Here is a 24,484-nt window from a genome sequence, read left to right as displayed (position 1 = left end):
GCCGACACGCCGAACATCGAGGCTCCCGCAATGGGGGCCTTTTTGTTGCCCCCGATTCAAGCAACACAACAGTCGAAATGTGGGAGCGGGCTTGCTCGCGAAAGCGGTGTGTCAGTCAACAAAAATACTGGCAGATACGCCGCTTTCGCGAGCAAGCCCGCTCCCACAGGGATCCTGAGTGGATCAGGCCGCGCGCTCTTCCCCGGGATTGCGCTCGAAGTAGCGCTTGTATTCGCGACTGAATTGCGACGGGCTCTGATACCCCACCTGGTGCGCGACATGGGCCACACTCATGCCCTCGCACATCAGCAGGCGCTGGGCCTTGAGCAGGCGCAACCGCTTGAGATACTGCACCGGCGACAGCAAGGTGCTGCGCTTGAAATGCTCATGGAAGGTCGAAGCGCTCATGTTCGCGCAACTGGCCAAGGTCTCGACGTTCAGTGGTTCGGTGAAATGCGCATGCAGATGGCTCAGGGCCGCGGCAATCCGGGCGAACTGGCCTTGCTGCTCCACCAGCGCCCGCAGCACATCAGCCTGGGGACCGCGCAACGCGACGAACAGCAACTCCCGCAACCGCGCCTGGCCCATGACCTGGCATTCCAGCGGATCGTGCAGGCAGCGCAACAAGCGCTCGACACACCCACGCATGGCGTCATCGAGCACAGCGCAGGTCATGGATTCCGGTGTCTGGGGCGGTAGATTCCGACCTGGCATCAACCCCATGGAAAGCACCAACTCCCCCAACATCGCCCGGTCGATCGCAACGGAAACGCCATACAGCGGAGCATTGGGCATGGCGTAGGTTTCGCATTCGAACGGCACCGGCAAGGCCTGGATCAGATAATGCCCGGCGCCATATTCCATTGTGCGTGGCCCCAGGTAGGCCAGTTTGCTGCCTTGGGCGATGATCACCAGGCTCGGTTCGTAGAGCTGCGGGCCACGAGCGACATCCTGGCTGGCACGCAGCGCGTGCACGCCAGGCAGTCTCGTTGGGACGAAACCGTCGCGGGTCGCCAAGGGTTCTATCAGTGAAACCAGCGTGGCATTGGCGTCGAGATGGCGGGTCAACAACATGGGCAAAAACTTCACGAAAAATGGGATGAAACCATCATCGCAGGTCTGGCGTCACATGGAATCAAATCCTGGCCAATGCCGGAGGATTAGGCATGACAGGCGGAGGAATCGCCATCGCCGCCTACCGCCATGACTCCCAGAATGGATTCCCTCACCGTTCACTGCTTAGCGAGGTCCATCATGTACACAGCCATCGGCTATGCCGCCCAATCAGCCACCACTCCCCTCGCCCCCATGAAGTTCGAGCGTCGCAGCCCGCGAGCCGACGATGTGGCGATCGATATTCTCTACTGCGGGGTCTGCCACTCCGACATCCACCAGGCCCGCAATGAATGGGGCATTGCCGTCTACCCGCTGATGCCCGGCCACGAAATCATCGGAAAAGTCACCGCCGTCGGTGCGAATGTTACCGCTCACAAAGTCGGCGACTTGGTCGGTGTGGGCTGTATGGTCGACTCCTGCCGCGAGTGCGAAGCGTGCCGGGCGGACTTGGAGCAATACTGCTTCGAAGGCATGACCCAGACCTACGCCAGCCCGGACCGCGTCAGTGGTGGCCACACCATGGGCGGTTATTCCGACAGCATCGTGGTCAGCGAGCACTTTGTGCTGCGCATCCCGCAAACACTCGACCCGGCCAGCGCCGCGCCGCTGCTGTGCGCCGGCATCACCACCTATTCGCCCCTCAAACACTACGGCGTGAAGGCTGGCGACAAGGTCGGCGTGCTGGGCATGGGCGGCCTGGGCCACATGGGCATCAAGTTCGCCAAGGCCATGGGCGCAGAAGTGACGTTGTTCACCCGCTCGGCGAGCAAGGCTGAAGAAGCCCGTCGTCAGGGCGCGGACCATGTGATCGTGTCAACCGACGCCGAACAGATGGCGGCTGCCGCCGGACGCTTCAATTTCCTGCTGGACACCATTCCGGTGCAGCACGACCTCAACCCCTACCTCGACACGCTGCATTTCGACGGTGTACACATCATCGTGGGCCTGGTCGAGCCAGTCGACCCACCGGTACACGCGGCAAAACTGATCATGGGTCGCCGAGTGCTGGCCGGCTCGCTGATCGGCGGTATCGCAGAAACCCAGGAAATGCTGGATTTCTGCGCCGAGCACAACATCAGTTGCGACATTGAAATGCTCGACATCCGCCAGATCAACGAGGCCTACAGCCGCATGATCGCCGGGGACGTGAAGTACCGCTTCGTCATCGACATGGCGACGCTCAAGGCCTGACGCTCGTCAGACCTTGGCGCCCAGCTCTGCCGACAGCCGGGCTGTGACCCCTTTGACCAGGGGAATCAGCTCGGCCATCTTTTCCAGCGGCATGTACGGCACGGTGCTGGCGATGCTGATACCAGCGACGATGCGCTTGCCCGCGTCTCGAATCGGCGCCGCCACACAGCGAATCGACGGCTCGTTGTCTTCCAGGTCGAAGGCATAGCCCCCCGCCACGTATTCCACCATCCGTTGCTGGAACTGTTCCCAGGATTGCTCCTGATGCTGGGGCCAGAACTGATTTTTCCCTCCCGCCGGCAGGCTGATTTCGTACAGCCGCTTCCATTGTTCCTGCGAATCATCGAGCATCAGCGCCTTGCCGATCCCGGTGCGCGCCAACGGCATGCGATGGCCTACGCGCGAGCGCATTTCCGGGCCGTTGCGCCCCGGATTCTTCAGCAGGTACAAGACTTCGTCGCCCTCGCGAATCGCCAGGTGAACGGTGTCCCCGGTCAGCGCCGACAGCTCGTCCAGGTACGGCCCCGCCAGGCTCACCAGGGGCAGCTCTTCCCGGGCCTGGAAACCCAGCTCGATCAACTTCGGCCCCAGCAGGTAACCCACTTGCGGCACCACGCGCAGGTAACGTTCGTCCACCAGGCAACTGGCCAGGCGATGGGTGGTGCTGCGGGTGGTGCCGATCAGCCGGGCGATTTCCTTCAAGTCGCGGGCGCCACTGGCGACCGCCTGGACCACGCCCAGGCCACGCAGCAATGTCTGCGTGCCGGTAGGCGCGGCGTCCTTGGTGATTTTTGGATCGTCTTGCTGCATAGCCGACCTTCAACAGTGAGCGGGGAACGGGCGGCATTATGGTCGCCCGCCCCGTCGGACTACAACTCGATGCGCTCGACCTTCCCGACCAGCAGGATGTAGGACAGCGCGCCAGCCAATGCCAGGACAGCGATATAGGTAATGGCCGGGGCAAACGAATCGCCGCTGGCGAGGAAGCCAATGACAATCGGCGTGGCGATGGCCGCCAGGTTACCGATGAAGTTGAACACCCCGCCGGTCAACCCGAGCAATCGCGCCGGTGCCAAGGTGGAAACCAGCGACCACGTGATCGACGCCAGGCCATTGCCGAAGAACGCCAGGGCCAGGAAGGCGATCACCAGCGGCGTCGATTCGACATAGTTGGCACCAATGATCGCCGTGGAAATCAAAAGCCCACCAATGATCGGCAGTTTGCGGGCAAAGCCCACCGTGGCGCCGCGGCGAATCAGCCAGTCGGAGAAGAACCCGGAGCACAGCACGCCGACAAACGCCGCGAGGAACGGCAACGACGCCAGCAAGCCAGACTTGATGAAGTCCATGCCGCGATATTTCACCAGGTAGGTCGGAAACCACGTCAGGAAAAACCACAGCGTGGAGTTGAGGCAGAACTGCCCCAGGTAAATGCCCCACAACTTGCGTTGGGTCAGGACGATGCCCAGGTCGGCCCAGCTGAACTTGGCCTTGACCTTGGCAGTCTCGGCCTGGATGTCCACCAGCCCGCCGCCTTCGCGGATCAGCTCGATTTCGGCGGCGTTGGCGCCTTTGAAATCCCGCGGCTCGCGATACACCGCGTACCAGATCACTGCCCAGAGAATGCCCACCGCGCCTGTGGCGACAAACACCATGTGCCAACCGAAGGTGTGTTGCAGCCAGGCCAATACCGGGGTCAGGAAAGCCAGCCCGACGAATTGCCCAGACGTGTAGAAACCGATGGCCGTGGCCCGCTCACGCTCGGGAAACCAGGTCGTTACCACGCGGCTGTTGATTGGATAGGCCGGCGCTTCCAGGGCACCGACCGCCATGCGCAGCACGAACAACGCGATGAAGCTGGAGACGAACCCCAGCATCACCGTCGCCACCGACCACAGCAGCAACGCCACGCTGTAGAGGATGCGCGGCGGCACCCGGTCCACCAGCCAGCCGCCGGGAATCTGCATCGCGGCGTAGGTCCAGCCGAACGCGGAGAAAATAAGTCCGACATGAATCGGGTCGATGCCCAGGTCACTGGTTAGCGCGGGGGCGGCAATCGAGAGGTTACTGCGGTCCAGGTAGTTGATCACCACGGTGATGAACAGCAGGACCATGATGAAAAAACGCTTGCGGCTAGGCGTCACCAACGACGCCTGCGCGCTCAGGGTGTGCGCTTGCATGTGAGGTGCCTCTTTTTATGTTTATTGAGGAATTCGGGAGCGTTGGGATAATCCCCCTGCATAAGGAGGTTGAGGGTGGGAGCGGGCTTGCTCGCGAAGGCACTGTGTCAGTTAGCGGATGTATCGCAGACACACCGCTTTCGCGAGCAAGCCCGCTCCCACAAGGGAACCGAGTTGCCTCAGTACTCACTCACCATTCGGCAAAACTGCCATCGGCATGGCGCCAGATCGGGTTGCGCCAGCGGTGGCCGATGGCCGCGCGTTCGATGACGTATTCCTCGTTGATCTCGATGCCCAGGCCCGGGCCATTCGGGATCTTCACGAAGCCCTTGTCGTAGTCGAACACCTGCGGATCCTTGATGTAATCCAGCAGGTCGTTGCTCTCGTTGTAGTGGATGCCCAGGCTCTGCTCCTGGATGAACGCGTTGTAGCAGACCGCGTCCAGTTGCAGGCACGCCGCCAGGGCGATGGGACCCAGCGGGCAGTGCAGCGCCAGCGCCACGTCGTAGGCCTCGGCCATGTTGGCGATCTTGCGGGTTTCGGTGATGCCGCCGGCGTGGGACGCATCCGGCTGGATGATGTCCACGTAGCCTTCGCTGAGTACGCGCTTGAAATCCCAGCGCGAGAACAACCGCTCGCCGAGGGCAATCGGGGTGCTGGTCAGCGGCGCCAATTCCTTGAGGGCTTCGTAGTTTTCGCTGAGTACCGGCTCTTCGATGAACATCAGTTTGTAAGGGTCGAGCTCCTTCATCAGCACCTTGGCCATCGGCTTGTGCACGCGGCCGTGGAAGTCCACGCCAATGCCAACGTTCGGCCCGACCGCATCACGCACCGCCGCCACGTTGGCCAGGGCCAGGTCGACTTTTTCGAAGGTGTCGAGAAACTGCAACTCTTCGGTGCCATTCATTTTCACCGCGGTGAAGCCCCGCCCTACAGCCTCTTTCGCCGCGCGGGCGGTGTCCGCTGGCCGGTCGCCGCCGATCCACGAATACACGCGGATCTTGTCCCGCACCTGGCCGCCCAGCAAATCGCTGACCGACACGCCCAGGGCCTTGCCCTTGATGTCCCACAACGCCTGGTCGATGCCGGCCAGGGCGCTCATGTGGATGGCGCCGCCGCGGTAGAAGCCGCCGCGATAGAGCACGGTCCAGATGTCTTCGATGTTGCGTGGGTCCTTGCCGATCAGGTAGTCGGACAATTCCTCGACAGCCGCCGCCACCGTGTGGGCACGGCCCTCGACCACGGGCTCGCCCCAACCGGTCACGCCCTCGTCGGTCTCGACCTTGAGGAAGCACCAGCGCGGCGGAACGATAAACGTGGTCAGCTTGGTAATTTTCATCTTGTTGTCTCTCTTGTCAGATGCAGCGCGCGGGGCGCTGGAAAAATCTTCAGTTCAAGGCATTCCATGCGGCCACGTAGGCCTTGGCGCGTACCGCCACTTCATCCGCTGTCAGGCCCGGCTTGAACAGCCCGGAACCGAGGCCGAAACCCTTGACGCCGGCTTCGACGAACACCGCCATGTTGTCCGGCGTAATCCCGCCCACCGGCACCAGCACGGTCCCAGCCGGCAACACCGCGAGCCAGGCCTTGACCACCGCCGGGCCCATTTGCTCGGCGGGAAACATCTTCAGTACATGGGCGCCTTCGGCCAGCGCGGCAAAGGCTTCGGTGGGCGTGGCGACGCCGGGCGACAGGTACAAGCCCGCCGCTTTCGCCGCACGCAGCACCTTCGGGTCGCTGTGGGGCATGACGATCACTTGGCCGCCAGCGGCTTTCACCTGCTCGACCTGTTCCGGCGTGAGCACGGTGCCGGCACCGATCAGGCAATCGGCGGGCAAGGTGCTGCGCAGGATGCGGATACTTTCGTACGGTTCGGGGGAATTGAGCGGCACTTCGATGACACGAAATCCGGCGTTGTACAGGACCTCGCCGATGGCCGCCGCCTCTTCGGGACGCAAGCCACGCAGGATCGCGATCAAGCCGTTGTGCGCCAGTGCTTGTGTGAGCATGTCAGACCTCCAGTCAGGTTCAGGGGGCGGTGGAATCGAGCAACCCGGCCGCCACGGCCAGTTGCCACAAACCGCGTTCGGTGGCCTGTTCGGCCAGGACCACCCGGGCGAAGCCGCAGGCGTCGAGGGCCCGTTGATAACGGACACAGAGTTGGGAGTTGCCGATCAGCACCACCGTCGGCAGGTGCAGGCTGTCGCGGCGACGGCGCTGCACCTCGGCCAGCGCTGCCAGCTCATGGCCGATCAACAGGCCCGAGAGGTAATCCGCCTGGGCACTGGCCACCAGCTCGCCGGTCAAGCCCAGGCTGCGGGCGCTGAACACGGTGGACAACGGGCCGATCTGGCCGTCCACCGACAGCGCCACTTGCACGCCACGGTCAAACGCCACGCCATCGAAGGTCGTCCCCCGTTGCTGGGTGCGGCCGAGAATGCTGTGGTCACTGAGGACGGCGAAGATCTCGCCGGTCATGAAGGTATCGAAATGCACAATGCAGCCATCGGCCACTTCCACCCATTTCGAATGACTGCCAGGCAGGCCGATCAGCACCGCTTCATCCGGCAGGCTGTGCAAGGCACCGAGCACTTGGGTTTCTTCGCCGCGCATGACATTGGGCAAACGTGAACGCTGGATCACGCCGGGCACGATGTGCACATCGACGCCGCGAAGGCTGCGAACGGTTTGTAGGGAATGTCCGAGATTGGCGACGTTGGCGGGTGTGTCGCAGTAAGGCGCTTCGCGCCAGCCCTGAGCACTGCCCACCATGCCGCAGGCAATCACAGGCAAGCCCGGTTGAGCATCGAGCCAGTCGCCGCAAGCCTCGTCGAAGGCCAGCTCGAAACCGTCGATGCAGACCCGGCCGGCCACGGTTCGTGGCCCGGAGGGCAACTGCATGATCCCCGACGACAGCGAACGCTGCTCGAGCACCTCGCCACCGGCTGCGAGTTTGTAAGCCCGTAATGAGGTGGTCCCCCAATCGAGCGCGATCAATTGCGCCTGCATCCGCTTCACCTGTTTTGTTTTTTGGCAGTGAGTGAAACGGACTATAAACCTGGGGACGATAAAATCTCAATATATAAATATCACTCCCATATATTGGGATTTAATTGGCCAGCCACAAAGCTAATCGCCATCCGTCCAAGACCCTGCTAGTTTTCTGGTCGGACGCTAAACAACTCAGGGAAAAAGTGATGGGACAATTGCTGAAAATCCTCGGCCGCACTTCCTCGATCAACGTCAGAAAAGTGCTGTGGACCTGCCAGGAACTGGACATCGCCTACGAGCGCGAAGACTGGGGTATCGGCTTTGCCTCGACCCATGACCCGGCGTTCCTGGCCTTGAACCCGAATGCCCAGGTGCCGGTGATCATTGATGAGAACGGTGTGCTCTGGGAGTCGAACACTATTTGTCGCTACCTGGTGGGCAAGCAGGGGCGCAGCGATCTGCTGCCCGTCGAACCTGCCGCACGGGCACGCATCGAGCAGTGGATGGACTGGCAGGCCACGGAACTCAATCCTTCCTGGGGCGATGCGTTTTACGGACTGGTGCGCAAACACCCGGATTTCCAGGACCCACAGCTTATCGCCGCGGGCGTCAAAGGCTGGAACGAGAAGATGGGTTTGCTGGAACAGCAGTTGAACCGCACCGGCGCCTACGTGGCCGGTACGGCGTTTTCCCTTGCGGACGTACTTATCGGTCTGTCCGCACACCGCTGGCGCCAGACACCGATGGAACGCCCGGACTATCCGGCGGTGGCCGCCTATTGCAAGCGGCTCGAACAACGCCCCGGATTTGCCGAATACGCGTCCAACGCATATTCATGAGCATCAATTGCCGTTAGCGAAATCCCGTAGCACCTTGCCGTCCATTCGGTAGCGCACCCATTCTTCCTGGGGTTGCGCGCCGAGGGATTTGTAGAAATCGATGGCCGGCGTGTTCCAGTCCAGCACGCTCCATTCGAAGCGGCCGCAATCGTTGTCGCAGGCGATCTTCGCCAGGTGGCGCAACAGCGTCTTCCCCGCCCCGCCACCGCGCTGCTCCGGCGTGATGTACAGGTCTTCGAGGTACAGGCAGTTGCTGCCCAGCCAGGTGGAATAGCTGAAGAAAAACACCGCGAAACCGATCGGCACGCCGTCACGCAGGCAGATCAGCCCGTGGGCGGTTGCGCCTTCGCTGAACAGGCTGCGCTCGATGTCGGCCACACTGGCGATGACTTCGTGGCGGGCTTTTTCGTAATCGGCCAACTCGGTGATGAAGGCAAGGATTTGAGGCGCATCGCTGGGTTGCGCAGGACGGATCTCGATCGACATGAACAGGCCTTGTAGCCAATTGAAAGCGCCATACTAAGCCGCTGCGCGGCGCTCGTCACATACCGATCCAACTATTTGATCGCGGGCGCACGGCTCTTCCCAAAACTGCCATTCGTCGCGCCCAAGGCACCAACGCCAAGCCGCCAAGGCCCAAGATCAGGTAAGCATTCTGAAAAATGGAGGCGACACCCATGATCACTTCAAGGCTGACCGCATTCACCTTCGCCGCGCTGTTGTCCTCGGTGGCCTTCGCGGCCTCTACCGACGGCACTGGGCCAACCGACCCGGTGCAAGCGCCAAACTCCCCTGCCACGCAAGGCCTCCCCAAGTTGAACACCGACGGCACCGGTGGCGGTAGCCTGAACAATGGCCAGCCACCGGCCACCGGCACCGATCCACGCGTGCAGGGCAATGACACCGGGCGCCAGGGTGGCATGAATACGCCGGACTCCACCGCACCAGATAACGCCGAGACCGGAGTGGGCTCGAAAACCACGACCGGTGGCTCGGGTTCCGAAGGTGGCGCCGCCAGCCAGTAGCCTTTGCCCGGACATTTGAGGAGGAACATCCCATGCCTCGTGGAAGCAAAGACAAATACACCGACAAGCAAAAACGCAAGGCCGAGCACATCGAAGAAAGTTATGAGCAAAAAGGTGTGTCGGAGGGCGAGGCCGAAGCTCGGGCCTGGGCGACGGTGAACAAGCAGTCCGGTGGCGGCGAACGCTCCGGTGGCTCAGGCAAGGAAAAACCGGCGGCGGCCAAGAAAACCGACCGCAAGGAATCAGCCCGCCGCGCCGCCAAGACCCGCGAAGGTCACCCACGCACCAGCAAAGCCTCCCATGGGGCCCAGACGGTGGATAGCTTGATGAAGGAAGCCCGGGCGAAAAACATTCCCGGACGTTCGAAGATGCGCAAGCAGGAGCTGGTCGAAGCGTTGCGCAAGGCCGGGTGATAATTGGCGTCAGGGATACCCGTTTCGCGAGCAGGCTCGCTCCCACACTGGTTCTGCACTGCGCCGAAGTTCTGAGCCTGGCACAAGAACCTGCTCGCGAAAGCGTTGGGTCAGCTAAGGTAGTGTTGAATGTGCCGACGCCTTCGCGAGCAAGCCCGCTCCCACATGGGGTCTGTGCTGTGCCGAGGCCCTGAGCCTGACACTAAAAACCTGTGGGAGCGGGCTTGCTCGCGAAAGCGGTGGGTCAGCTAAGGAAGTGTTGGATGTGTCGACGCCTTCGCGAGCAGGCTCGCTCCCACATTGAATCTTCGGTATGCCTGAGCTTTGCGCCTAGCACAAAACCCTGTGGGAGCGAGCTTGCTCGCGATGGCGGCAGATCAGTCGCCAGTAATCCCTACTGCCTAGCGCTGCTTCAACCGGTCAATCACCACCGCCAGCAACAGGATCGAGCCGCGGATGACGTATTGGTAGAAGGTGTCGATGTTCTTCAGGTTCATCGCGTTTTCAATGATCGCCAAAATCAGCACGCCGGCGATGACGTGGCGAATCATGCCGATGCCGCCGCTCAACGACACCCCGCCCAGCACGCAGGCCGAGATCACGGTCAACTCGAAGCCCTGGCCGATCATCGGCTGGCCCGAGGTCATGCGCGACGCCAGGATGACCCCGGCCAGCGCGCCGATCAGGCCATGCACGGCAAAGATAATGATCTTGGTGCGATCAACGTTCACCCCCGCCAGCAACGCCGCTTCCTGGTTGCCACCGATGGCCATGGTGTTGCGCCCGTAAGTGGTGTAGTTCAGCAGCCAGCCGAAAAACAGGAAGCAGACGATGGTGATCAGGATCGGCACCGGCACGCCGAACAGTTGGCCATTGCCGAACACGAAGAACGATTCCTGGGACACACCCACCGCCTTGCCGTTGGCAAAGATGTAGGCCAGGCCGCGGACGATCTGCATCGTCGCCAGGGTAGTGATCAAGGCGTTGACCCGCAGCTTGGCGATGACGATGCCGTTGATCAGGCCGACGATCAGCCCCATCGCCAGCGCCGCGCTGACGCCGAGGAACACGCTGTTGGTGTCGCGCATCACCACCGCCGCGACGACGCCGGCACAGGCAATCACCGAACCGACCGACAAGTCGAAGTGCCCGGACGCCAGGCAATACAACATGGTGCAGGCCGCGATACCGGTGGTGGAGATCGCCAGGCCCAGGCCGCGCATGTTCAGCGGCGACAGGAAGTTGTCGATCATCAGGGTGCAAAGCACGAAAATCCCGATGGCGGCCAACAGCATGACCCAGTCGTCGAGGAAACGGCGCAGGTCCAGGGGTTTGCGTGCCGTTGGCAGTGCATTGTTTTGAATGGTCATGATTTACCTCTCAGTTCGCCGCGTCGGCAACGCGTTGGCGCGGCAGCGCCAGTTGCAGCAGGTTGGATTCGTTGGCCTGGTCGCGCGGCAGTTCGCCACGCATGGCCCCTTCGCAGAGCACCAGGATTCGGTCGGAAATGCCCATCACTTCCATCAGGTCGCTGGACACCACAATCACCGCGATGCCGTCCGCCGCCAGGTTGTGGATAATCTGATAGATCTCCGCCTTGGCGCCGATGTCGATGCCACGGGTCGGTTCGTCCAGCAGCAGGACTTTCATCGGCATCGACAGCCAGCGACCGAGAATCGCCTTCTGCTGATTGCCACCGGACAGGTACATGATTTTCTGGCTGGCCGCTGGCGTCTTCACCTTCAGCGACTTGATTTGCTTGTCGGCATTGCCCCGTTCCCAATCACCGCGCAACAGGCAGCCGAGGGTCGAGTGGGACGGTCGGGCGCTGATGTTGATGTTCTCGCCCACGCTGCCCAACGGGATGATGCCTTCCTTCTTGCGATCTTCCGGGCACAGCAGCACGCCAGCGGCAATGGCATCCCGTGGCGAACGCAGTTTCAGTTCCTGGCCGTGCAGGACCAGGCTGCCCTCGCTCTGGCGCTCCAGGCCACTGAGCAAGCGAAACAGCTCGGTACGACCGGCGCCGACCAACCCGAACAAGCCGAGGATCTCGCCCTTGTGCACCTGGAAACTCACCGGTTCGCGCAAGCCCGGCCCCAGCAGGCCCTTCACCTGCAGCGCCACATCGCCGCGTTCCCGAGGACGGTAATCATAGATGTCCTGGATATCGCGGCCGACCATGCAGGTGACCAACTGATCGTGGGTCAGCTCGCTCATGTTCTCGAAGGTCCGCACGTAACGACCGTCCTTGAACACGGTCACCGCATTACAGATACGGAACACCTCTTCCATGCGGTGACTGACGTACAGCACCACTTTGCCCTCATCTCGCAAGCGGGCGATGATCGCCATCAAGCGGTCGATTTCCCGGGCCGACAGGCTACTGGTGGGTTCGTCGAAGGCAATGACATGGGCGCCACGGGACAAGGCCTTGGCGATTTCCACCAATTGCCGTTGGCCGAGGGACAGGCGACCGACTTTTTCCTGCGGGTCGATTTCGTCGGCCAGGCCTTTGAGCAGCGCCAGCGCCTGCTGGCGCAGCACACCACGGTTGACCAGGCCGAAACGCGCCGGCAAATGGCCGAGAAACAAGTTTTCCGCAACGGTCATTTCCGGCACCAGGTGCAACTCCTGGTGAATCACCGCCACCCCGCTGGCGATGCTGTCGGCGGTGCCTTTGAAGGCCATCGTCTGTTCGCCGATCTGCAGGTCGCCACTGCTTGGGATGTAGGCGCCACCGAGGATCTTCAGCAACGTGGACTTGCCCGCGCCGTTCTCGCCCATCAAGGCATGCACCTGCCCCGGATGCGCGACGAAACTGATATTGGCCAGCGCCTGCACGCCGGGAAAGGATTTGCCGATCCCGTTGAACCGCAAGCTGCCGCCGATGTTGTGTTGCCGTGTCGCTGTTTGCGCTTGCATAACCACCTCGAACTTACAGAGATCAAGCGACCCCGCCACTCATGTGGCCAGGGCCGCTTTTGAATCAACCGACCGTCAGTTCCACAGGCCGATCTTTTCCAGCTCCTGCTTGAAGTTCTCCCGGGTGATCAGCGTCACCTCGTCCATGGCGGTGTACTTCGGCGGTTCCTTGCCGGTGGTGATCCACTCGTACATCATTTCGGCGGTCTTGTAGCCTTCGATGTGCGGGCTTGGCAGCATCGAACCGAAGAAGCCACTATTGGGTTTCTTGAGTTCGCCGATGGCGTCGGTGCCGTTGATGCCGATACCAATCACATTGGCTGCCTTGAACCCGGCCGCTTCAGTGGCGCGCACGCCGCCCAGCACGGTGTTGTCGTTCATGCCGCCGATGATCAGGTTTTTCGCGGCGCTAGGCAGCTTCACCAGCGCCGAGTTGGTGGAGTCCATGCTGCCGGGTACGTCGAGGGTCTTGAGCGCCGTAAACAGGATATGGTCTTCCGGCATCCCGGCCTTCTTCAGGGCATCGACCGAACCGTCGGTGCGCTTCTTGCCGGTGTCCAGCTCGTTGAAGGTGTTGATCACCGCGTAGGTATCTTTCCACTCCCAATTACGCTTCTTCGCTTCAGCGGCCATGGCGGCGCCCTGCTTCTGGCCCACCTCGAACGCGGCCATGCCCAGGTACGGCACGTCTTCCATGAACTTGCCGTTGGCGTCGACGAAACGGTCGTCCACGGCAATGACCTTGAGATCGTTGAGCTTGGCCTTGGCCATGATGGCCGGGCCGAGGGACACGTCCGGCGGGCAGATCACGAAGCCCTTGGCGCCGTTGGCGGCCAGGCTGTCGATGGCCGAGAGGGTTTTCTCGCCGTCAGGCACGGCGATCTTGATCAGTTGGAAGCCTTTATCCTTGGCCGCCTTCTCGGCAAACGCCCACTCGGTCTGGAACCAAGGCTCCTCGGCCTGCTTGACCAGGAAACCAATTTTTACCGCATCGGCCGCCAGCAAGTGGCTGCTGAGGCTGAACGCGGTAACCGCCAGGGCGGCGCGACACAGGGAACGGATCCCACGACGATGTTTCATAGTTGACTCCTTGTTTTTTTTATTGAAAGCCAAACGTCCAGGGTCTGCTCCACCGTCGGTGGAAATACGCAGGCTGGGCGGTTACATCAAGTTGCTACACAGCATAGGCCTAAATAGTCATATCGTATGATGATTGGATTACAGGCGAAGTTTCCCACTGCAATCCAAGAATATTCAGTCGTGGTACATGACTGAACGTCCTCCATCGATGGTGATGCATGAGGCATTGATGAAGGGTGCTTCGTCACTGGCCAGGAACACGGCCGTCATCGCCACTTCGATCGGTTGCCCGACGCGCCGTGGCGGGTGCATATCCAGCGCACGTTGGCGTTCGGCGTGGGGATCGGCAAAGCCGTTCCAGTAGTCGACGTTCAGCTGGGTCTCGATGTAACCCGGAGCGATGGCATTGACGCGTACCCCTTTGGGCGCGTATTCGATGCCCAGGGCGCGAGTCAGGCCGAGCAGGCCGTGCTTGGCCACCGGGTAAGGGAAACAGCCGGGAATGATGTGGGACGAATGGACGGAGGCAATGTTGATGATGCTGCCCACGCCCTGCTCGATCATCTGTGGCAGCACCGCCTTGCAACCGTACCAGGCGCCATCCAGGTCGATGGCGAAGCAGCGGCGCCAGTCCTCTTCGGTCATTTCCAGCGGGTCGCGGAAGACGTTGACGCCGGCGCAGTTGACCAGCACATCGATGCGACCGTGCAGCTCGACGGCGCGACGGGCCATGGCCTGCAAGTCTTGTTGCTTCGACACATCGGCCTGCAACGCTTGCACATCGGCCCCGCGTTCACGCCAGTGGGCGGCCACCGCCTCGACTTTCTGCGCCTGGATGTCACTGATCACCAGTCGGGCCTGTTGCGAAGCGAACGCCGCGACGATGGCTTCGCCAATGCCTTGGGCGGCGCCTGTCAACAGCACGACCTTGTCTTTCAGGCGCTCGCCCTTCGGGGGCTCCGGCATGGGCGGCAAGACCAAGGGCTCAGCCATGGCTCAAGGCTCCTGCGTGCGGGCACGACGAAAACCGGGCATCCACGGATGACCGGCGCAAAGGCGCTTGGAAGAACAGTGGCCGGCGTACGCCGCCGGGGCGTACGGGGAAAGATCGTTGCATCACTTCACCTGTTTTGTTTTTTTAGTGTGAGTGCGTATTGCCGATGGAGCCGACTATAAACCCGGCCGCCAAATAATCTCAATATATATATTTACATCCCATATTTTGGGATTTATCCCGCGAATCTTGTACAAGCCACGCCAGGCACATCGACACGCATCGACAGCACCGCACCGTCCAGCGGATGACCCAAGGGGCTCGCCGCGCTGGTGATGTACAACGTCTTGAGGTCTTCGCCGCCGAACACACAACTGGTCGGTCGGCTGACGGGCAATTCGATCACCCGGTCGACCTGCCCGTCCGGCGTCAGCCGCAGCAGGCAACTGCCGTCCCAGCGGGCGTTCCAGATATAGCCCCGGGCATCCATCGCCGAGCCATCCGGGCCGCCACGCGGGTGTGGGCCGAACCAGACCTCGGCCGGCGCGAGATTGCCTTCCGGATAGATAAAGTGCCGATACACCGTGCCGTCCAGGCTGTCGCCGAAATACACCGTGGTGCCATCGGGGCTCCAGAGCAACGTGTTGGGGATGCCCAACCCGCGCAACAAGGGCATGACCCGACCGTCGCCACCGACGCGAAACAGGCCACCGGACCGTTGTTCGATCGGCAAGTCCTCGCTGTCGGCACCGATGTTGTTCTGCATGGTGCCGAGCCAGAGTTGGCCCAGGGCGTCGCAACGGGCCTCATTGGCACGGTTACCCAGTTGGGGGTCGGCCATGCACAGCAGCGTCAGGCGCGGCTCAAGGCCCGGCGAATCAAGATCGAGGCGATAGACGCCACTGCTCAGGGTTACCAGTGCGTCGCCACTTTGGGTCGGTATGAAGGCGGACACATGCTCGGGCATCTGCCAGATCTCCACGTTGGCGCCGATCAGCCGCAGTGCCTGCTTGCCAGCGATATCGACCCAATACAACGCTTGGGTCGGCGCATCCCAGAAGGGCCCCTCGCCCAACTTCGCCCGGTGTTCCGTCACAGCCGTCCACTTCATTGAAACCTCCCGTTCCCGACTTGCCCGGCGGCGTCTGTTCGACCGGCCATGACATTGGGGTAAAAGCGTTTGATCGCCAGGTCAGCGTTATCGATCAGGGTCATGCAGGCCCAGACACCCCGGGCCGCGTCGCGGGCAGCGATGGCGTCGGCGATGTCCTTGTGGATGGGCAAGGTGCGGCGCAGTTCATCCGGGTCGGCCGCCGACACCTCGAACGACACCGCCAGCAATGCACCGAGGGCCGGGACCATTTGTTCGATGAATTGATTATGGCTGGCGGCCAGGATGCACTCATGGAAAAACTGGTCGGCGCGGTTGTAATCGGCGCCGCTGTCCACTGCCCGTTCCAGGGCATGGTAGGCCAGGCGGATCGCCTGCACCTGATCGGCCGTGGCCCGCTCACAGGCCCAGCGCACCGCCATCGGCTCGATGGTACGGCGCAGGTCCAGCAAGTCGTCGACGAAGTTTTCCGGCAGGCCGCTGCGTGACAGCCAGCCCACCACTTGAGGGTCGAACAGGTTCCAGCGGCGCACCGGCAATACCCGCGTGCCGACTTTCGGCCCGACTTCCAGCATGCCTTTGGCCACCAGGGTCTTGATCGCCTCGCGAATCACTGTGCGACTGACGCCCAGTTGCTCGCCCAAGTCCGCTTCGACCTTGATGGTTTGCCCAGGCTTGACCTGGCCAGCGGCGATCCAGCCCCCCAGCCAATCGACGGTCGATGCGTGAAAACTGCTGGACATGAAAACCCCGCGGGCCACTCTTATTGGTGGCCCACGCTAATCATCATATGATTGGGTGTCAATTTGAATTTTGCAAAACCCTGTGGGAGCGAGCCTGCTCGCGATAGCGGTGGGTCAGCTAAGAAGATGTTGGCTGTGCTGGCGCCTTCGCGAGCAAGCCCGCTCCCACAGTAGATTCCGGGCGTTCACATTATTAGCGTTCACCACAGCTCGCTCCCACAGGTTTGGTGGTGCACACAGATAGTGCAGGCACTCCAAATTTACTGTGGGAGCGGGCTTGCTCGCGATAGCGATCCTTCAGCCGACGCGGATGTTGGATCAACCCTCACTTCCACAAGGGATCAGGGCTCCAGGCCGATGGGGAAAAACTCGCCGCCGCTCCACACACCCAGCCAGCGCTGCCCATCGATCTCGCGACTGACCGCCAGCTCCACCAGTTGATAGAACACGTTGCGGTGGATCAGTGCTTCGAGGTTGCTGCGCACATGCACGTAGGGCGTCGGTTCCTGGGTCTGGGGATCGATCTCCACCCGCAGCGGGTGCTCGGTGCCGGCCTCGGTGGTTTCCTCGACATTGGTGGTGAAGCGCAACAATTGTCCTTCTCCCTGGCCTTCCACCTCCAGGGTCACGGCCACGAACGGCGCGTCATCGACCTTGATGCCGACCTTTTCCACGGGGGTGATCAGGAAATAATCATCGCCGTCGCGGCGGATGATGGTGGAGAACAGCTTGACCATCGGTTTTCGTCCGATGGGCGTACCCAGGTAATACCAGGTGCCGTCCCGGGCGATGCGCATGTCGATGTCGCCGCAGAAGTCGGGGTTCCACAAGTGGACCGGCGGCAGGCCTTTGGTCTTGGGGATCTGCCCCAGCAAGTCATTGGCTTTTTGCGGTCCGCTCATGGTGACTCCTCGTAGTTACTGGTCGCTCATCCCCAACAGGCTGCGGGCATATTCACGCAGCGGCGCGGCGATGAGGTCTTGGGGCTGCTTGTCGTGGAACGTCAGTAAACCGCCACGACTCTTGATCCGTGCAGTATCAATCAAATACTGCGTGCTGGTCTCGATCAACATGATTTGAATCACGCCGGTATCGACACCCAGGCGATCCACGGCCTCTTCATCCAGCCATTCGTCGGAGTTGCCGATGCGGTTATCGGCCTTGGCGAACCGGGTGTACAACAGGTAGTGAGCACCGGCGGCACGGGCTTCGCCCATCGCCTGATCGAGGCCTTCGGGAACACGGGCGCGACGAACCATGGGGAAATATTCGATGAAGCCGTTGAAGGCTTCTTCGGCCACGACATTGGGACGTGGATAGGCACTGCCCGGCGGAGCGAAGGCGCCCTGGGCGATGTAGATGAACGAGTCGGGCTGGATTCGCAGGTTGTTCACACGACGGCTGTCGCTATGGTCCAGCAGGCCGGCATCGCTCATGTGATAACGAACGCCCTCCCCCATGTCGCTGACATTCATGCAACCGCCAAGCACCAAAACGGCCAGCAGCAAAACCAGGCTACGCATCCTATTCCTCCAAAGACCGGTGTCGGAAAACCGGCGAATGGTCGTGGGATGCAGCTTTTGCGCCAGCTCGCAGGATGGTTGGGGTTGCACCTTGGAATACCTGTGGCGAGGGAGCTTGCTCCCGCTGGGCTGCGAGCGGCCCCTCTGGACGTTGCGACGGCTTCGCAGTCGAGCGGGAGCAAGCTCCCTCGCCACAAAAGCCTTATTCAGCCGCCGATGATTTTCATGACGGTCGCACCGCCGGAGAACGCCACTTCCTGCTTATCCCCCAGCGCCTTGACCAACAAGCGCTGAAGCGCCGGCAAGGCCTGATGGCGTGGCTTGTCCAGAAGATCGCCGACGAAGTGACGGTTACTCGACGACAGGCAGCCGTGCAGCCAGCCCGTGGAAGACAGCCGCAGTCGCGAACAGGTACGGCAAAAAGGCACGCTTTCGTTGGCGATCACACCGAAGTGCCCCAGCCCCGGTATCTCATAACGCACCGCCGTGGCGTCCACCGGCGCGTCGGCCTGCAGGTATTCGTACTGGTCGCCGATCAGGCTGAGCAATTGTTGAAGGCTGACGAACTGCTGCAGGAAGGCGTTGGAATCGCTGGCCAGGTGGCCCATGCGCATCAACTCGATGAAACGCAACTCATAACCACGTTCCAGGCAGTACTCGAGCAACGGCATCACCTGGTCGAGGTTTTGCCCGCGCAACGGCACCATGTTGACCTTGATCTTCATCCCGGCGGCCCGGGCCTGCTCCATGCCATCGAGCACGGTCGCCAGGTCGCCGCCACGGGCGATACTGCGAAACGCGGCGGGGTCCAGGGTGTCGAGGGAAACGTTGATGCGACGGATACCGGCATCCACCAGCAACGGTAGTTTTTTCGCGAGCAACTGGCCATTGGTGGTCAGGCTGATGTCCTCCAGCCCCATCTGCCCCACCGCCGTCATGAAACGCTCGAGCTTGGGGCTGACCAGCGGCTCGCCGCCCGTGATGCGCAGCCGCTCGATACCGGCGGCCTCGATCAAATACGCCACGCCGCGCGCCATGGCTTCGGCTGACAGTTCATCCTGCGCAGCCACCAACCGCTTGCCGTCAGGCACGCAGTAGGTACAGGCGTAATTGCAGGCTGAGGTCAGGCTGATCCGCAGATTGCGGAAGCGCCTGCCTTGACGGTCAACGATCATGGATCACTCCGGCACGAGAAAAATCGGACTAGCGAAACTTGACCTAGAAATCAAGATTTCGCAAGACCCAAACCTGAGTATATTACTGGGGCACTGCGCCATGTAAGCGGACATGGCGCAATAAGGCAGCTGAATGTCTTGGCTCGTGTGGCCAGTCAGGTGCTCGGGTGGTCGGTATCGCGCTTGCGCTTGTTGCCCATGCGCACGCCAATGTCCATCAGGAACTGGAAGAAACCTTCCTGGTCTTCCAGCACGTTGCTCCAGAACGGCGAGTGATACAGCGCCACCGCGCCGTGCACCAACGCCCAGGCGGCGCAGTAATGGAAATAAGGCGGTACGTCCTCAAGCTTGCCTTCGCTGATCCGGCCCTTGATCAACAGCGTCAGGCGTTCGAAGTTGGAGGCGCGGATCTTGTGCAGCTCCTCGACCATCTCCGGCACCTGGTTGCCCTTGACCACCTTCTCTTCCAAGCGGTCGAACAAGCGGTAGCGCTGCGGGTCGCGCATGCGGAACTCGAAGTAGGCCCGGGACAGGGCCTCCTTGTCCTTGTCCACATCGGCTGAATGCAGCAGCTCGTTCAAATCGCGCTCGTAGTCGAGCATCAGGCGCAGGTAGATCTCCGCCTTGGATTTGAAATGTTTATAAATCGTGCCTTTGCCGATACCCACGGCATCCGCAATCATCTCGACGGTGACACTGTCTTCACCCTGGTCGAGGAACAACTTGAGCGCGGTGTCGAGAATTTCCTGCTCGCGGCGGCGAAACTCACGGACCTTACGGGGTTCTTTGTGCATAAGAAAAAGGTCTGAAGGGTCAAAATTCGAAGCCGGGTATTATGCCTAACTTACGCAAAAATGCACGGATCATCCATTCTCGGCCTCCGTTCTTCACAAAACCGTGCACACCCGCCTCGTCGTTTCCCTTGCCAACGGGCCGCACTGGCGAGCTTTGACGACAGTGAGAACTTATCCGAAGCGAGCGTATTCCAAATTTGTTTAAAAACCGCCCCGGCCAGACTGGACGGGTGGGCATACTGATCAATACTTGAACTGTCGGCGTGACATCTCCCCCAAGTGACGCGCTGATAAAGGTGCCAACGGACCGCGTGCCTTTGTTTTACTCCTAATGGTCTTAACCCGGATTCACCCCCCAGAACCCGGGTTTTTTTTGCATGAAATTCAGGCGTGCGCCGATCGAACGTGAGCCAGCGGAAACAATTGCTTAAAATTTTCCGTCGTCTGCTCGGCAAATCGCTCGTAGGACTCGCCCCGCAGCATCGCCAGAAACTCCGCCACTTCCCGTACGTATTGCGGAAGGTTCGGCTTGCCGCGATAGGGGATCGGCGCCAGGTAAGGCGAGTCGGTTTCCACCAGCAGCCGATCAGCCGGCACTTTGCTGGCAACGTCGCGCAGGGCATCGGCATTGCGGAACGTGACAATCCCGGACAAGGAAATGTAATAGCCCATGTCCAAAGCAGCCTTGGCCATGTCCCAGTCTTCGGTGAAGCAATGCAGCACACCGGCCTGGGGCAGCGCGGCGTCACGCAGCAAGGCCAGGGTGTCGGCCCGGGCGCCGCGGGTGTGGATGATCACCGGTTTGCCGGTCTGCCGGGCGGCCTCCAGGTGCAGCCGGAACGACGCCTGTTGCACGTCGGCGGCTTCTGGCTCGTAGTGATAGTCCAGGCCGGTTTCGCCAATGGCGACCACACGTGGATGATCGAGCTCACGTAACAGCCAATCGAGCGCTGGCGCGGCGCCGGGCTGGACGTCCAGTGGGTGGACGCCGACCGAACAATCGACATCGGCATAACGCTCGGCCAGGGCCTTCACGTCGGCAGCGTTGTCGGCGCTGACGCCGATGCACAGGAAGTGGCCGACGCCCCGCTCCCGGGCCGCGTCCAGCGCGGCATCCAGGGAACCGCCATGGGCAGCGAGGTCGAGACGGTCAAGGTGACAATGGGAATCTACAAGCATAAAAGGTCAGGCTACATCGTATGGGTGGGACGGTCGGACTTCAGGGAGCCGGCCAAGTGGGTTTCAATCTGATTGCGGGCTGAATTGTCGCCGTCGCTGAACTGCACGCCCACGCCGGCGGCCCGATTGCCCTGGGCGCCCTTGGGGGTCAGCCAGATCACCTTGCCGGCGACCGGAATTTTCTCCGACTCATCCATCAGGCTCAAGAGCATGAACACCTCGTCGCCCAAGCGATAATTCTTGTTGGTCGGAATGAACAGGCCGCCGTTCTTGATGAAGGGCATGTAGGCGGCATAAAGCACCGACTTGTCCTTGATGGTCAGGGACAGGATGCCGTTGCGTGGACCGGGACTGACAGGTTCGTTCATGCTGATCTCCGCTGCGATTGAGCTGAGTCTAGGCGGTACCTGTCAACTTCGACCAGGCAAACTCGCCCACTGCACCAACAGCGCCTCGAGCAACAGCACTCGATTGAGGTTCGCCTTGCTCAGCACCTTCTGACGTTGGGCAAGAATCCAGTCCTGGATGTTCAAGATTTTATCCTGGCTGCTTTTTTGCGCCAGGTACTGGATCACTTTGCGCATGTCGGCCAGCCCCAGGCCGGCCTCGTCTTCGGTCAACTGGTAACGCAGGATCAGGCTCGACCAGTCGCAGAACCAGTCAAACAGCAACAGTAGCGGGATGGCGTTCCAGCCCTCGGCCAGTTGCGTGGGGGACTGCTGCTGCTTGAGCAGTTTCTTGACCCCGTCCACCACCAAGGCCCGCTGCTCACGCACGCCCTGGGCCTGAAGGCTGACAGCCGCCAGGGGCGAGCCAGCCGCGAGGGTCAGCAGCTCGACACGCTCTTCGTCGCTGCTGTCAGGCAGGGCCTGCGCCAACCATTGCAAGCTCATCGCCTCGCTCGGCAGCGGGCAGGCCTGTTGCACGCAACGACTCTTGATGGTCGGCAGCAAGCGACTCGGCTGGTGGCTGACCAGCAGCAACACGGTATCGCCAGAAGGCTCTTCGAGGCTCTTGAGCAAGGCGTTGGCAGCGTTGATGTTCATCGACTCGACCGGCTCGATCAGCACCACTTTGCGCCCGCCCATCTGCGAGGTCTGGACCACGAAGCTGACCAGGTCGCGAACCTGGTCGACTTTGATCGCCTTGTCCGCCTCTTCCGGCTCCAGCACGTAATTGTCGGGATGGCTGCCGGCCTTGAGCAGCAGGCAGGACTTGCATTCGCCGCAAGCGTTGGAGACCCCCGGGCGTTGGCACAACAGGCTGGCCATCAGCCGCTCGGCCAGCGCCCGCTTGCCGATGCCGACCGGGCCGTGTAGCAGATAAGCATGGGCATGCTGGGCACGACCGGCCAGTTGCTGCCAGAGACCGTCTTGCCAGGGATAGGCTTCAGCCACGGACACGCTCCAGCAAACGTGGCAGCAAGCTATCCAGGGACTGCTGGACCTGGGTCAGCGGCTGCGCGGCATCGATCAGCAGGTAACGCGCCGGATCGGCCTTGGCGCGCCCCAGGAAGGCATTGCGCACGGCATTGAAGAAAGCCTGGCCCTCAAGCTCGAAACGATCCAGCCGGCCACGGGCGCTGGCGCGGGCCAGGCCGATTTCCACCGGCAGGTCGAACACCAGGGTCAGGTCTGGGCGCAGCTCACCTTGGACGAAGCTTTCCAACGCGGCGATGCGTTCCACGGACAATCCCCGGCCGCCGCCCTGGTAGGCATAGGTCGAATCGGTAAAACGATCGCAGAGCACCACGGCGCCACGGGCCAGCGCCGGGCGGATCACCTCGGCCAGATGCTGCGCCCTGGCGGCGAACACCAGCAGCAGCTCAGTGTCAGGGTTCATGACTTCTTCGAGGGGCGCCAGCAGCACCTCGCGAATTCGCTCGGCCAGTGGCGTACCGCCCGGTTCACGGGTCAATACCACCTCGATGCCGGCAGCCCGCAGGCGTTCGGCCAGGTATTCGCGGTTGGTGCTCTTGCCGGCGCCTTCCGGGCCTTCCAGCGTTATAAACAAGCCAGTCACGGGGCGATCCTTAATCAAATTCATTGCGGGCTCGGTGGCTCGCTGGCGTCCGGTTCCGGGGCAGGTACCTGAGGTGGCACATGGGGCACCGCTTCAGGTGCCGTGTCGGGCGATGCCGCCGGGATCGGCGCCTGCTCGTCCGGCGTTACCGGCGCCGGACTGGAGCGGTAATCGGCACGGCGCTTGAGCTGGAACTCGCGCACCGCGTTGTTGTGCGATTCCAGGTCATCGGAAAACACATGGCTGCCATCGCCACGGGCGACAAAATAAAGACTGTTGCCCGGTGCCGGGTTCAACGCGGCATGAATCGCTTCGCGCCCCACCATCGCGATCGGCGTCGGCGGCAAGCCCGGGATCAGGTAGGTGTTATACGGGTTTTCTTCTTTCAAATGGGCGCGGGAGAGCTTGCCGGTGTAGCGCTCACCCAACCCGTAGATCACTGTGGGATCGGTCTGCAGCAGCATGCCCAGGCGCATGCGCCGGACAAAGACGCCGGCAATTTGCCCACGCTCCTGGGGTACGCCGGTTTCCTTCTCCACCAGGGACGCCATGATCAGCGCCTGGTACGGCATGGTGTAAGGCACATCGGCGGCACGCTGTGCCCATTCCTTGGCGAGCACGTCTTCCAGACGGTCGTAGGCTTTTTTAAGCAGGTCGACATCCGATGTGCCGCGCACGAAGCGGTAGGTGTCCGGGAAGAACCGGCCTTCGGGAAATACTCCCGAATGACCCAGACGGTCCATGACCTCGCTGTCGCTCAGGTTGGCAAGGGTCTGCTGGAGTTTTTCATCCTTGGCCAGTGCGGCGCGCACCTGGCGGAAATTCCAGCCCTCCACCAGCGTCACGCTGTACTGCACCACTTCACCGCGCTTCCAGACACCGATCAGCCCCTCCATGGTCATGCCTGGCACCATCCGGTATTCACCGGAGTGCAACGGCTGGCCGGCAAGATTGAAGCGCCAATAGACACGCAGCCAGAAGGCGTCCTTGATCAGGCCATCGGCCTCGAGGCGCTTGAGGGTTCCGGTCGGGGTGGTTCCGTTGGGCACGTCCAGCAATTCTTCCTGGGTAATGTTCAGCGGCTGTTGCAGCGCCGAATGAATTTTCCAGGCCGAAGCGCCCAACAACAGCCCTGCCAGGACCAGTCCGGTCTCCAGCAGCAGCAAGAATTTACGTCTCACGA

26 protein-coding genes are annotated in these 24,484 nt (G+C 61.6%); 4 read left to right on the top strand and 22 right to left on the bottom strand.

Annotated features, from left to right (window positions below):
• Positions 1-183: 183 nt before the first annotated feature.
• Positions 184-1,074, bottom strand: a complete 891-nt coding sequence (locus tag M1D99_RS09200) for an AraC family transcriptional regulator (protein WP_186730202.1) — start codon at positions 1,072-1,074, stop codon at positions 184-186.
• Positions 1,075-1,254: 180 nt separating this feature from the next.
• Here M1D99_RS09200 and M1D99_RS09195 point away from each other — a divergent pair, with 180 nt between their 5' ends.
• On the top strand, positions 1,255-2,307 hold the full coding sequence (locus M1D99_RS09195; protein WP_186707215.1) for an NAD(P)-dependent alcohol dehydrogenase: 1,053 nt from the start codon (positions 1,255-1,257) through the stop codon (positions 2,305-2,307).
• Positions 2,308-2,313: 6 nt separating this feature from the next.
• Here M1D99_RS09195 and M1D99_RS09190 read toward each other — a convergent pair whose 3' ends face one another.
• From M1D99_RS09190 to M1D99_RS09170, 5 genes are all read right to left on the bottom strand, one after another.
• The gene (locus tag M1D99_RS09190) at positions 2,314-3,117 is read right to left on the bottom strand and encodes an IclR family transcriptional regulator (protein ID WP_013693986.1); all 804 of its coding nucleotides are present in this window, start codon (positions 3,115-3,117) and stop codon (positions 2,314-2,316) included.
• Between the two features lie 59 nt (positions 3,118-3,176).
• Positions 3,177-4,487, bottom strand: a complete 1,311-nt coding sequence (locus M1D99_RS09185) for an MFS transporter (RefSeq protein ID WP_186707214.1) — start codon at positions 4,485-4,487, stop codon at positions 3,177-3,179.
• A 190-nt stretch (positions 4,488-4,677) separates the two neighbouring features.
• Positions 4,678-5,826, bottom strand: a complete 1,149-nt coding sequence (dgoD, locus tag M1D99_RS09180) for a galactonate dehydratase (RefSeq protein ID WP_186707213.1) — start codon at positions 5,824-5,826, stop codon at positions 4,678-4,680.
• Between the two features lie 49 nt (positions 5,827-5,875).
• Positions 5,876-6,496 (bottom strand): 2-dehydro-3-deoxy-6-phosphogalactonate aldolase, encoded by a 621-nt coding sequence (locus M1D99_RS09175; RefSeq protein WP_186707212.1) that lies wholly within the window; start codon positions 6,494-6,496, stop codon positions 5,876-5,878.
• A 19-nt stretch (positions 6,497-6,515) separates the two neighbouring features.
• The gene (locus M1D99_RS09170) at positions 6,516-7,496 is read right to left on the bottom strand and encodes a 2-dehydro-3-deoxygalactonokinase (protein WP_186707211.1); all 981 of its coding nucleotides are present in this window, start codon (positions 7,494-7,496) and stop codon (positions 6,516-6,518) included.
• A gap of 188 nt (positions 7,497-7,684) precedes the next feature.
• On the opposite strand from M1D99_RS09170, the gene M1D99_RS09165 reads away from it, so the two are divergent.
• The gene (locus M1D99_RS09165; protein ID WP_250962559.1) at positions 7,685-8,317 is read left to right on the top strand and encodes a glutathione S-transferase family protein; all 633 of its coding nucleotides are present in this window, start codon (positions 7,685-7,687) and stop codon (positions 8,315-8,317) included.
• A 3-nt stretch (positions 8,318-8,320) separates the two neighbouring features.
• Here the strand turns inward: M1D99_RS09165 and M1D99_RS09160 are convergent, their stop codons facing one another.
• On the bottom strand, positions 8,321-8,803 hold the full coding sequence (locus M1D99_RS09160; protein ID WP_030137727.1) for a GNAT family N-acetyltransferase: 483 nt from the start codon (positions 8,801-8,803) through the stop codon (positions 8,321-8,323).
• A gap of 191 nt (positions 8,804-8,994) precedes the next feature.
• On the opposite strand from M1D99_RS09160, the gene M1D99_RS09155 reads away from it, so the two are divergent.
• Positions 8,995-9,342, top strand: coding sequence for a hypothetical protein (locus tag M1D99_RS09155; RefSeq protein WP_207964821.1), 348 nt, complete (start codon positions 8,995-8,997; stop codon positions 9,340-9,342).
• 32 nt (positions 9,343-9,374) lie between these two features.
• Complete coding sequence (locus M1D99_RS09150) at positions 9,375-9,755, top strand: Rho termination factor N-terminal domain-containing protein (protein WP_186707208.1); 381 nt, start codon at positions 9,375-9,377, stop codon at positions 9,753-9,755.
• Positions 9,756-10,156: 401 nt separating this feature from the next.
• Here the strand turns inward: M1D99_RS09150 and araH are convergent, their stop codons facing one another.
• The 15 genes from araH to mltG form a co-directional block, all read right to left on the bottom strand.
• Positions 10,157-11,125: an L-arabinose ABC transporter permease AraH gene (gene araH, locus M1D99_RS09145; RefSeq protein ID WP_025214842.1), complete on the bottom strand. Its 969-nt coding sequence runs from the start codon at positions 11,123-11,125 to the stop codon at positions 10,157-10,159.
• A 10-nt stretch (positions 11,126-11,135) separates the two neighbouring features.
• Entirely contained in the window at positions 11,136-12,680 is a 1,545-nt protein-coding gene (araG, locus tag M1D99_RS09140; protein WP_186707207.1) for an L-arabinose ABC transporter ATP-binding protein AraG, read from the bottom strand.
• 75 nt (positions 12,681-12,755) lie between these two features.
• A complete protein-coding gene (locus tag M1D99_RS09135) occupies positions 12,756-13,760 on the bottom strand; it encodes a substrate-binding domain-containing protein (RefSeq protein WP_458131663.1) in 1,005 nt (334 codons plus the stop codon).
• Positions 13,761-13,934: 174 nt separating this feature from the next.
• Complete coding sequence (locus M1D99_RS09130) at positions 13,935-14,753, bottom strand: SDR family oxidoreductase (protein ID WP_434574780.1); 819 nt, start codon at positions 14,751-14,753, stop codon at positions 13,935-13,937.
• 236 nt (positions 14,754-14,989) lie between these two features.
• Positions 14,990-15,865: an SMP-30/gluconolactonase/LRE family protein gene (locus M1D99_RS09125; protein WP_458131662.1), complete on the bottom strand. Its 876-nt coding sequence runs from the start codon at positions 15,863-15,865 to the stop codon at positions 14,990-14,992.
• Positions 15,862-16,608 carry a FadR/GntR family transcriptional regulator gene (locus tag M1D99_RS09120; RefSeq protein ID WP_060741242.1) on the bottom strand — a complete coding sequence of 249 codons (747 nt, stop codon included), beginning with the start codon at positions 16,606-16,608 and terminating at the stop codon, positions 15,862-15,864. Before M1D99_RS09120 ends, M1D99_RS09125 begins: the two co-directional genes overlap by 4 nt.
• Positions 16,609-16,949: 341 nt before the next feature.
• The gene (locus tag M1D99_RS09115; RefSeq protein ID WP_434574776.1) at positions 16,950-17,510 is read right to left on the bottom strand and encodes a DUF1285 domain-containing protein; all 561 of its coding nucleotides are present in this window, start codon (positions 17,508-17,510) and stop codon (positions 16,950-16,952) included.
• A 15-nt stretch (positions 17,511-17,525) separates the two neighbouring features.
• Positions 17,526-18,131, bottom strand: a complete 606-nt coding sequence (locus M1D99_RS09110; RefSeq protein ID WP_186707202.1) for a DUF4823 domain-containing protein — start codon at positions 18,129-18,131, stop codon at positions 17,526-17,528.
• Positions 18,132-18,337: 206 nt separating this feature from the next.
• The gene (locus tag M1D99_RS09105; protein ID WP_434574775.1) at positions 18,338-19,306 is read right to left on the bottom strand and encodes a GTP 3',8-cyclase MoaA; all 969 of its coding nucleotides are present in this window, start codon (positions 19,304-19,306) and stop codon (positions 18,338-18,340) included.
• Between the two features lie 155 nt (positions 19,307-19,461).
• A complete protein-coding gene (locus tag M1D99_RS09100; RefSeq protein WP_186707201.1) occupies positions 19,462-20,100 on the bottom strand; it encodes a TetR/AcrR family transcriptional regulator in 639 nt (212 codons plus the stop codon).
• 384 nt (positions 20,101-20,484) lie between these two features.
• Complete coding sequence (locus M1D99_RS09095; protein ID WP_458131661.1) at positions 20,485-21,279, bottom strand: TatD family hydrolase; 795 nt, start codon at positions 21,277-21,279, stop codon at positions 20,485-20,487.
• Between the two features lie 11 nt (positions 21,280-21,290).
• A complete protein-coding gene (locus tag M1D99_RS09090) occupies positions 21,291-21,647 on the bottom strand; it encodes a PilZ domain-containing protein (protein WP_186707199.1) in 357 nt (118 codons plus the stop codon).
• A 42-nt stretch (positions 21,648-21,689) separates the two neighbouring features.
• Complete coding sequence (locus tag M1D99_RS09085) at positions 21,690-22,676, bottom strand: DNA polymerase III subunit delta' (RefSeq protein ID WP_186707198.1); 987 nt, start codon at positions 22,674-22,676, stop codon at positions 21,690-21,692.
• The gene (gene tmk / locus M1D99_RS09080; RefSeq protein WP_186730601.1) at positions 22,669-23,301 is read right to left on the bottom strand and encodes a dTMP kinase; all 633 of its coding nucleotides are present in this window, start codon (positions 23,299-23,301) and stop codon (positions 22,669-22,671) included. The genes M1D99_RS09085 and tmk overlap by 8 nt, the downstream gene beginning before the upstream one ends.
• 20 nt (positions 23,302-23,321) lie before the next feature.
• Entirely contained in the window at positions 23,322-24,482 is a 1,161-nt protein-coding gene (gene mltG, locus M1D99_RS09075; protein WP_434574771.1) for an endolytic transglycosylase MltG, read from the bottom strand.
• Positions 24,483-24,484: the final 2 nt, after the last annotated feature.

This window comes from Pseudomonas sp. R3-41 (genome assembly GCF_054161485.1).
The sequence above is the reverse complement of the archived record's forward strand: the minus strand, read 5'-3'. Positions and strand labels throughout refer to the sequence as shown.

Excerpts from the sequence above, each read along its gene's own strand:
- M1D99_RS09135 (WP_458131663.1), bottom strand. The coding sequence starts at position 13,760 with ATGAAACATCGTCGTGGGATCCGTTCCCTGTGTCGCGCCGCCCTGGCG.
- M1D99_RS09175 (WP_186707212.1), bottom strand. The coding sequence starts at position 6,496 with ATGCTCACACAAGCACTGGCGCACAACGGCTTGATCGCGATCCTGCGT.
- M1D99_RS09110 (WP_186707202.1), bottom strand. The coding sequence starts at position 18,131 with ATGCGTAGCCTGGTTTTGCTGCTGGCCGTTTTGGTGCTTGGCGGTTGC.
- M1D99_RS09100 (WP_186707201.1), bottom strand. The coding sequence starts at position 20,100 with ATGCACAAAGAACCCCGTAAGGTCCGTGAGTTTCGCCGCCGCGAGCAG.
- M1D99_RS09155 (WP_207964821.1), top strand. The coding sequence starts at position 8,995 with ATGATCACTTCAAGGCTGACCGCATTCACCTTCGCCGCGCTGTTGTCC.
- M1D99_RS09200 (WP_186730202.1), bottom strand. The coding sequence starts at position 1,074 with ATGTTGTTGACCCGCCATCTCGACGCCAATGCCACGCTGGTTTCACTG.
- M1D99_RS09095 (WP_458131661.1), bottom strand. The coding sequence starts at position 21,279 with ATGCTTGTAGATTCCCATTGTCACCTTGACCGTCTCGACCTCGCTGCC.
- M1D99_RS09160 (WP_030137727.1), bottom strand. The coding sequence starts at position 8,803 with ATGTCGATCGAGATCCGTCCTGCGCAACCCAGCGATGCGCCTCAAATC.
- araG (WP_186707207.1), bottom strand. The coding sequence starts at position 12,680 with ATGCAAGCGCAAACAGCGACACGGCAACACAACATCGGCGGCAGCTTG.
- M1D99_RS09165 (WP_250962559.1), top strand. The coding sequence starts at position 7,685 with ATGGGACAATTGCTGAAAATCCTCGGCCGCACTTCCTCGATCAACGTC.
- M1D99_RS09150 (WP_186707208.1), top strand. The coding sequence starts at position 9,375 with ATGCCTCGTGGAAGCAAAGACAAATACACCGACAAGCAAAAACGCAAG.
- M1D99_RS09125 (WP_458131662.1), bottom strand. The coding sequence starts at position 15,865 with ATGAAGTGGACGGCTGTGACGGAACACCGGGCGAAGTTGGGCGAGGGG.
- M1D99_RS09115 (WP_434574776.1), bottom strand. The coding sequence starts at position 17,510 with ATGAGCGGACCGCAAAAAGCCAATGACTTGCTGGGGCAGATCCCCAAG.
- M1D99_RS09105 (WP_434574775.1), bottom strand. The coding sequence starts at position 19,306 with ATGATCGTTGACCGTCAAGGCAGGCGCTTCCGCAATCTGCGGATCAGC.
- M1D99_RS09120 (WP_060741242.1), bottom strand. The coding sequence starts at position 16,608 with ATGTCCAGCAGTTTTCACGCATCGACCGTCGATTGGCTGGGGGGCTGG.
- M1D99_RS09185 (WP_186707214.1), bottom strand. The coding sequence starts at position 4,487 with ATGCAAGCGCACACCCTGAGCGCGCAGGCGTCGTTGGTGACGCCTAGC.
- M1D99_RS09195 (WP_186707215.1), top strand. The coding sequence starts at position 1,255 with ATGTACACAGCCATCGGCTATGCCGCCCAATCAGCCACCACTCCCCTC.
- M1D99_RS09130 (WP_434574780.1), bottom strand. The coding sequence starts at position 14,753 with ATGGCTGAGCCCTTGGTCTTGCCGCCCATGCCGGAGCCCCCGAAGGGC.
- M1D99_RS09190 (WP_013693986.1), bottom strand. The coding sequence starts at position 3,117 with ATGCAGCAAGACGATCCAAAAATCACCAAGGACGCCGCGCCTACCGGC.
- M1D99_RS09170 (WP_186707211.1), bottom strand. The coding sequence starts at position 7,496 with ATGCAGGCGCAATTGATCGCGCTCGATTGGGGGACCACCTCATTACGG.
- araH (WP_025214842.1), bottom strand. The coding sequence starts at position 11,125 with ATGACCATTCAAAACAATGCACTGCCAACGGCACGCAAACCCCTGGAC.
- dgoD (WP_186707213.1), bottom strand. The coding sequence starts at position 5,826 with ATGAAAATTACCAAGCTGACCACGTTTATCGTTCCGCCGCGCTGGTGC.
- M1D99_RS09090 (WP_186707199.1), bottom strand. The coding sequence starts at position 21,647 with ATGAACGAACCTGTCAGTCCCGGTCCACGCAACGGCATCCTGTCCCTG.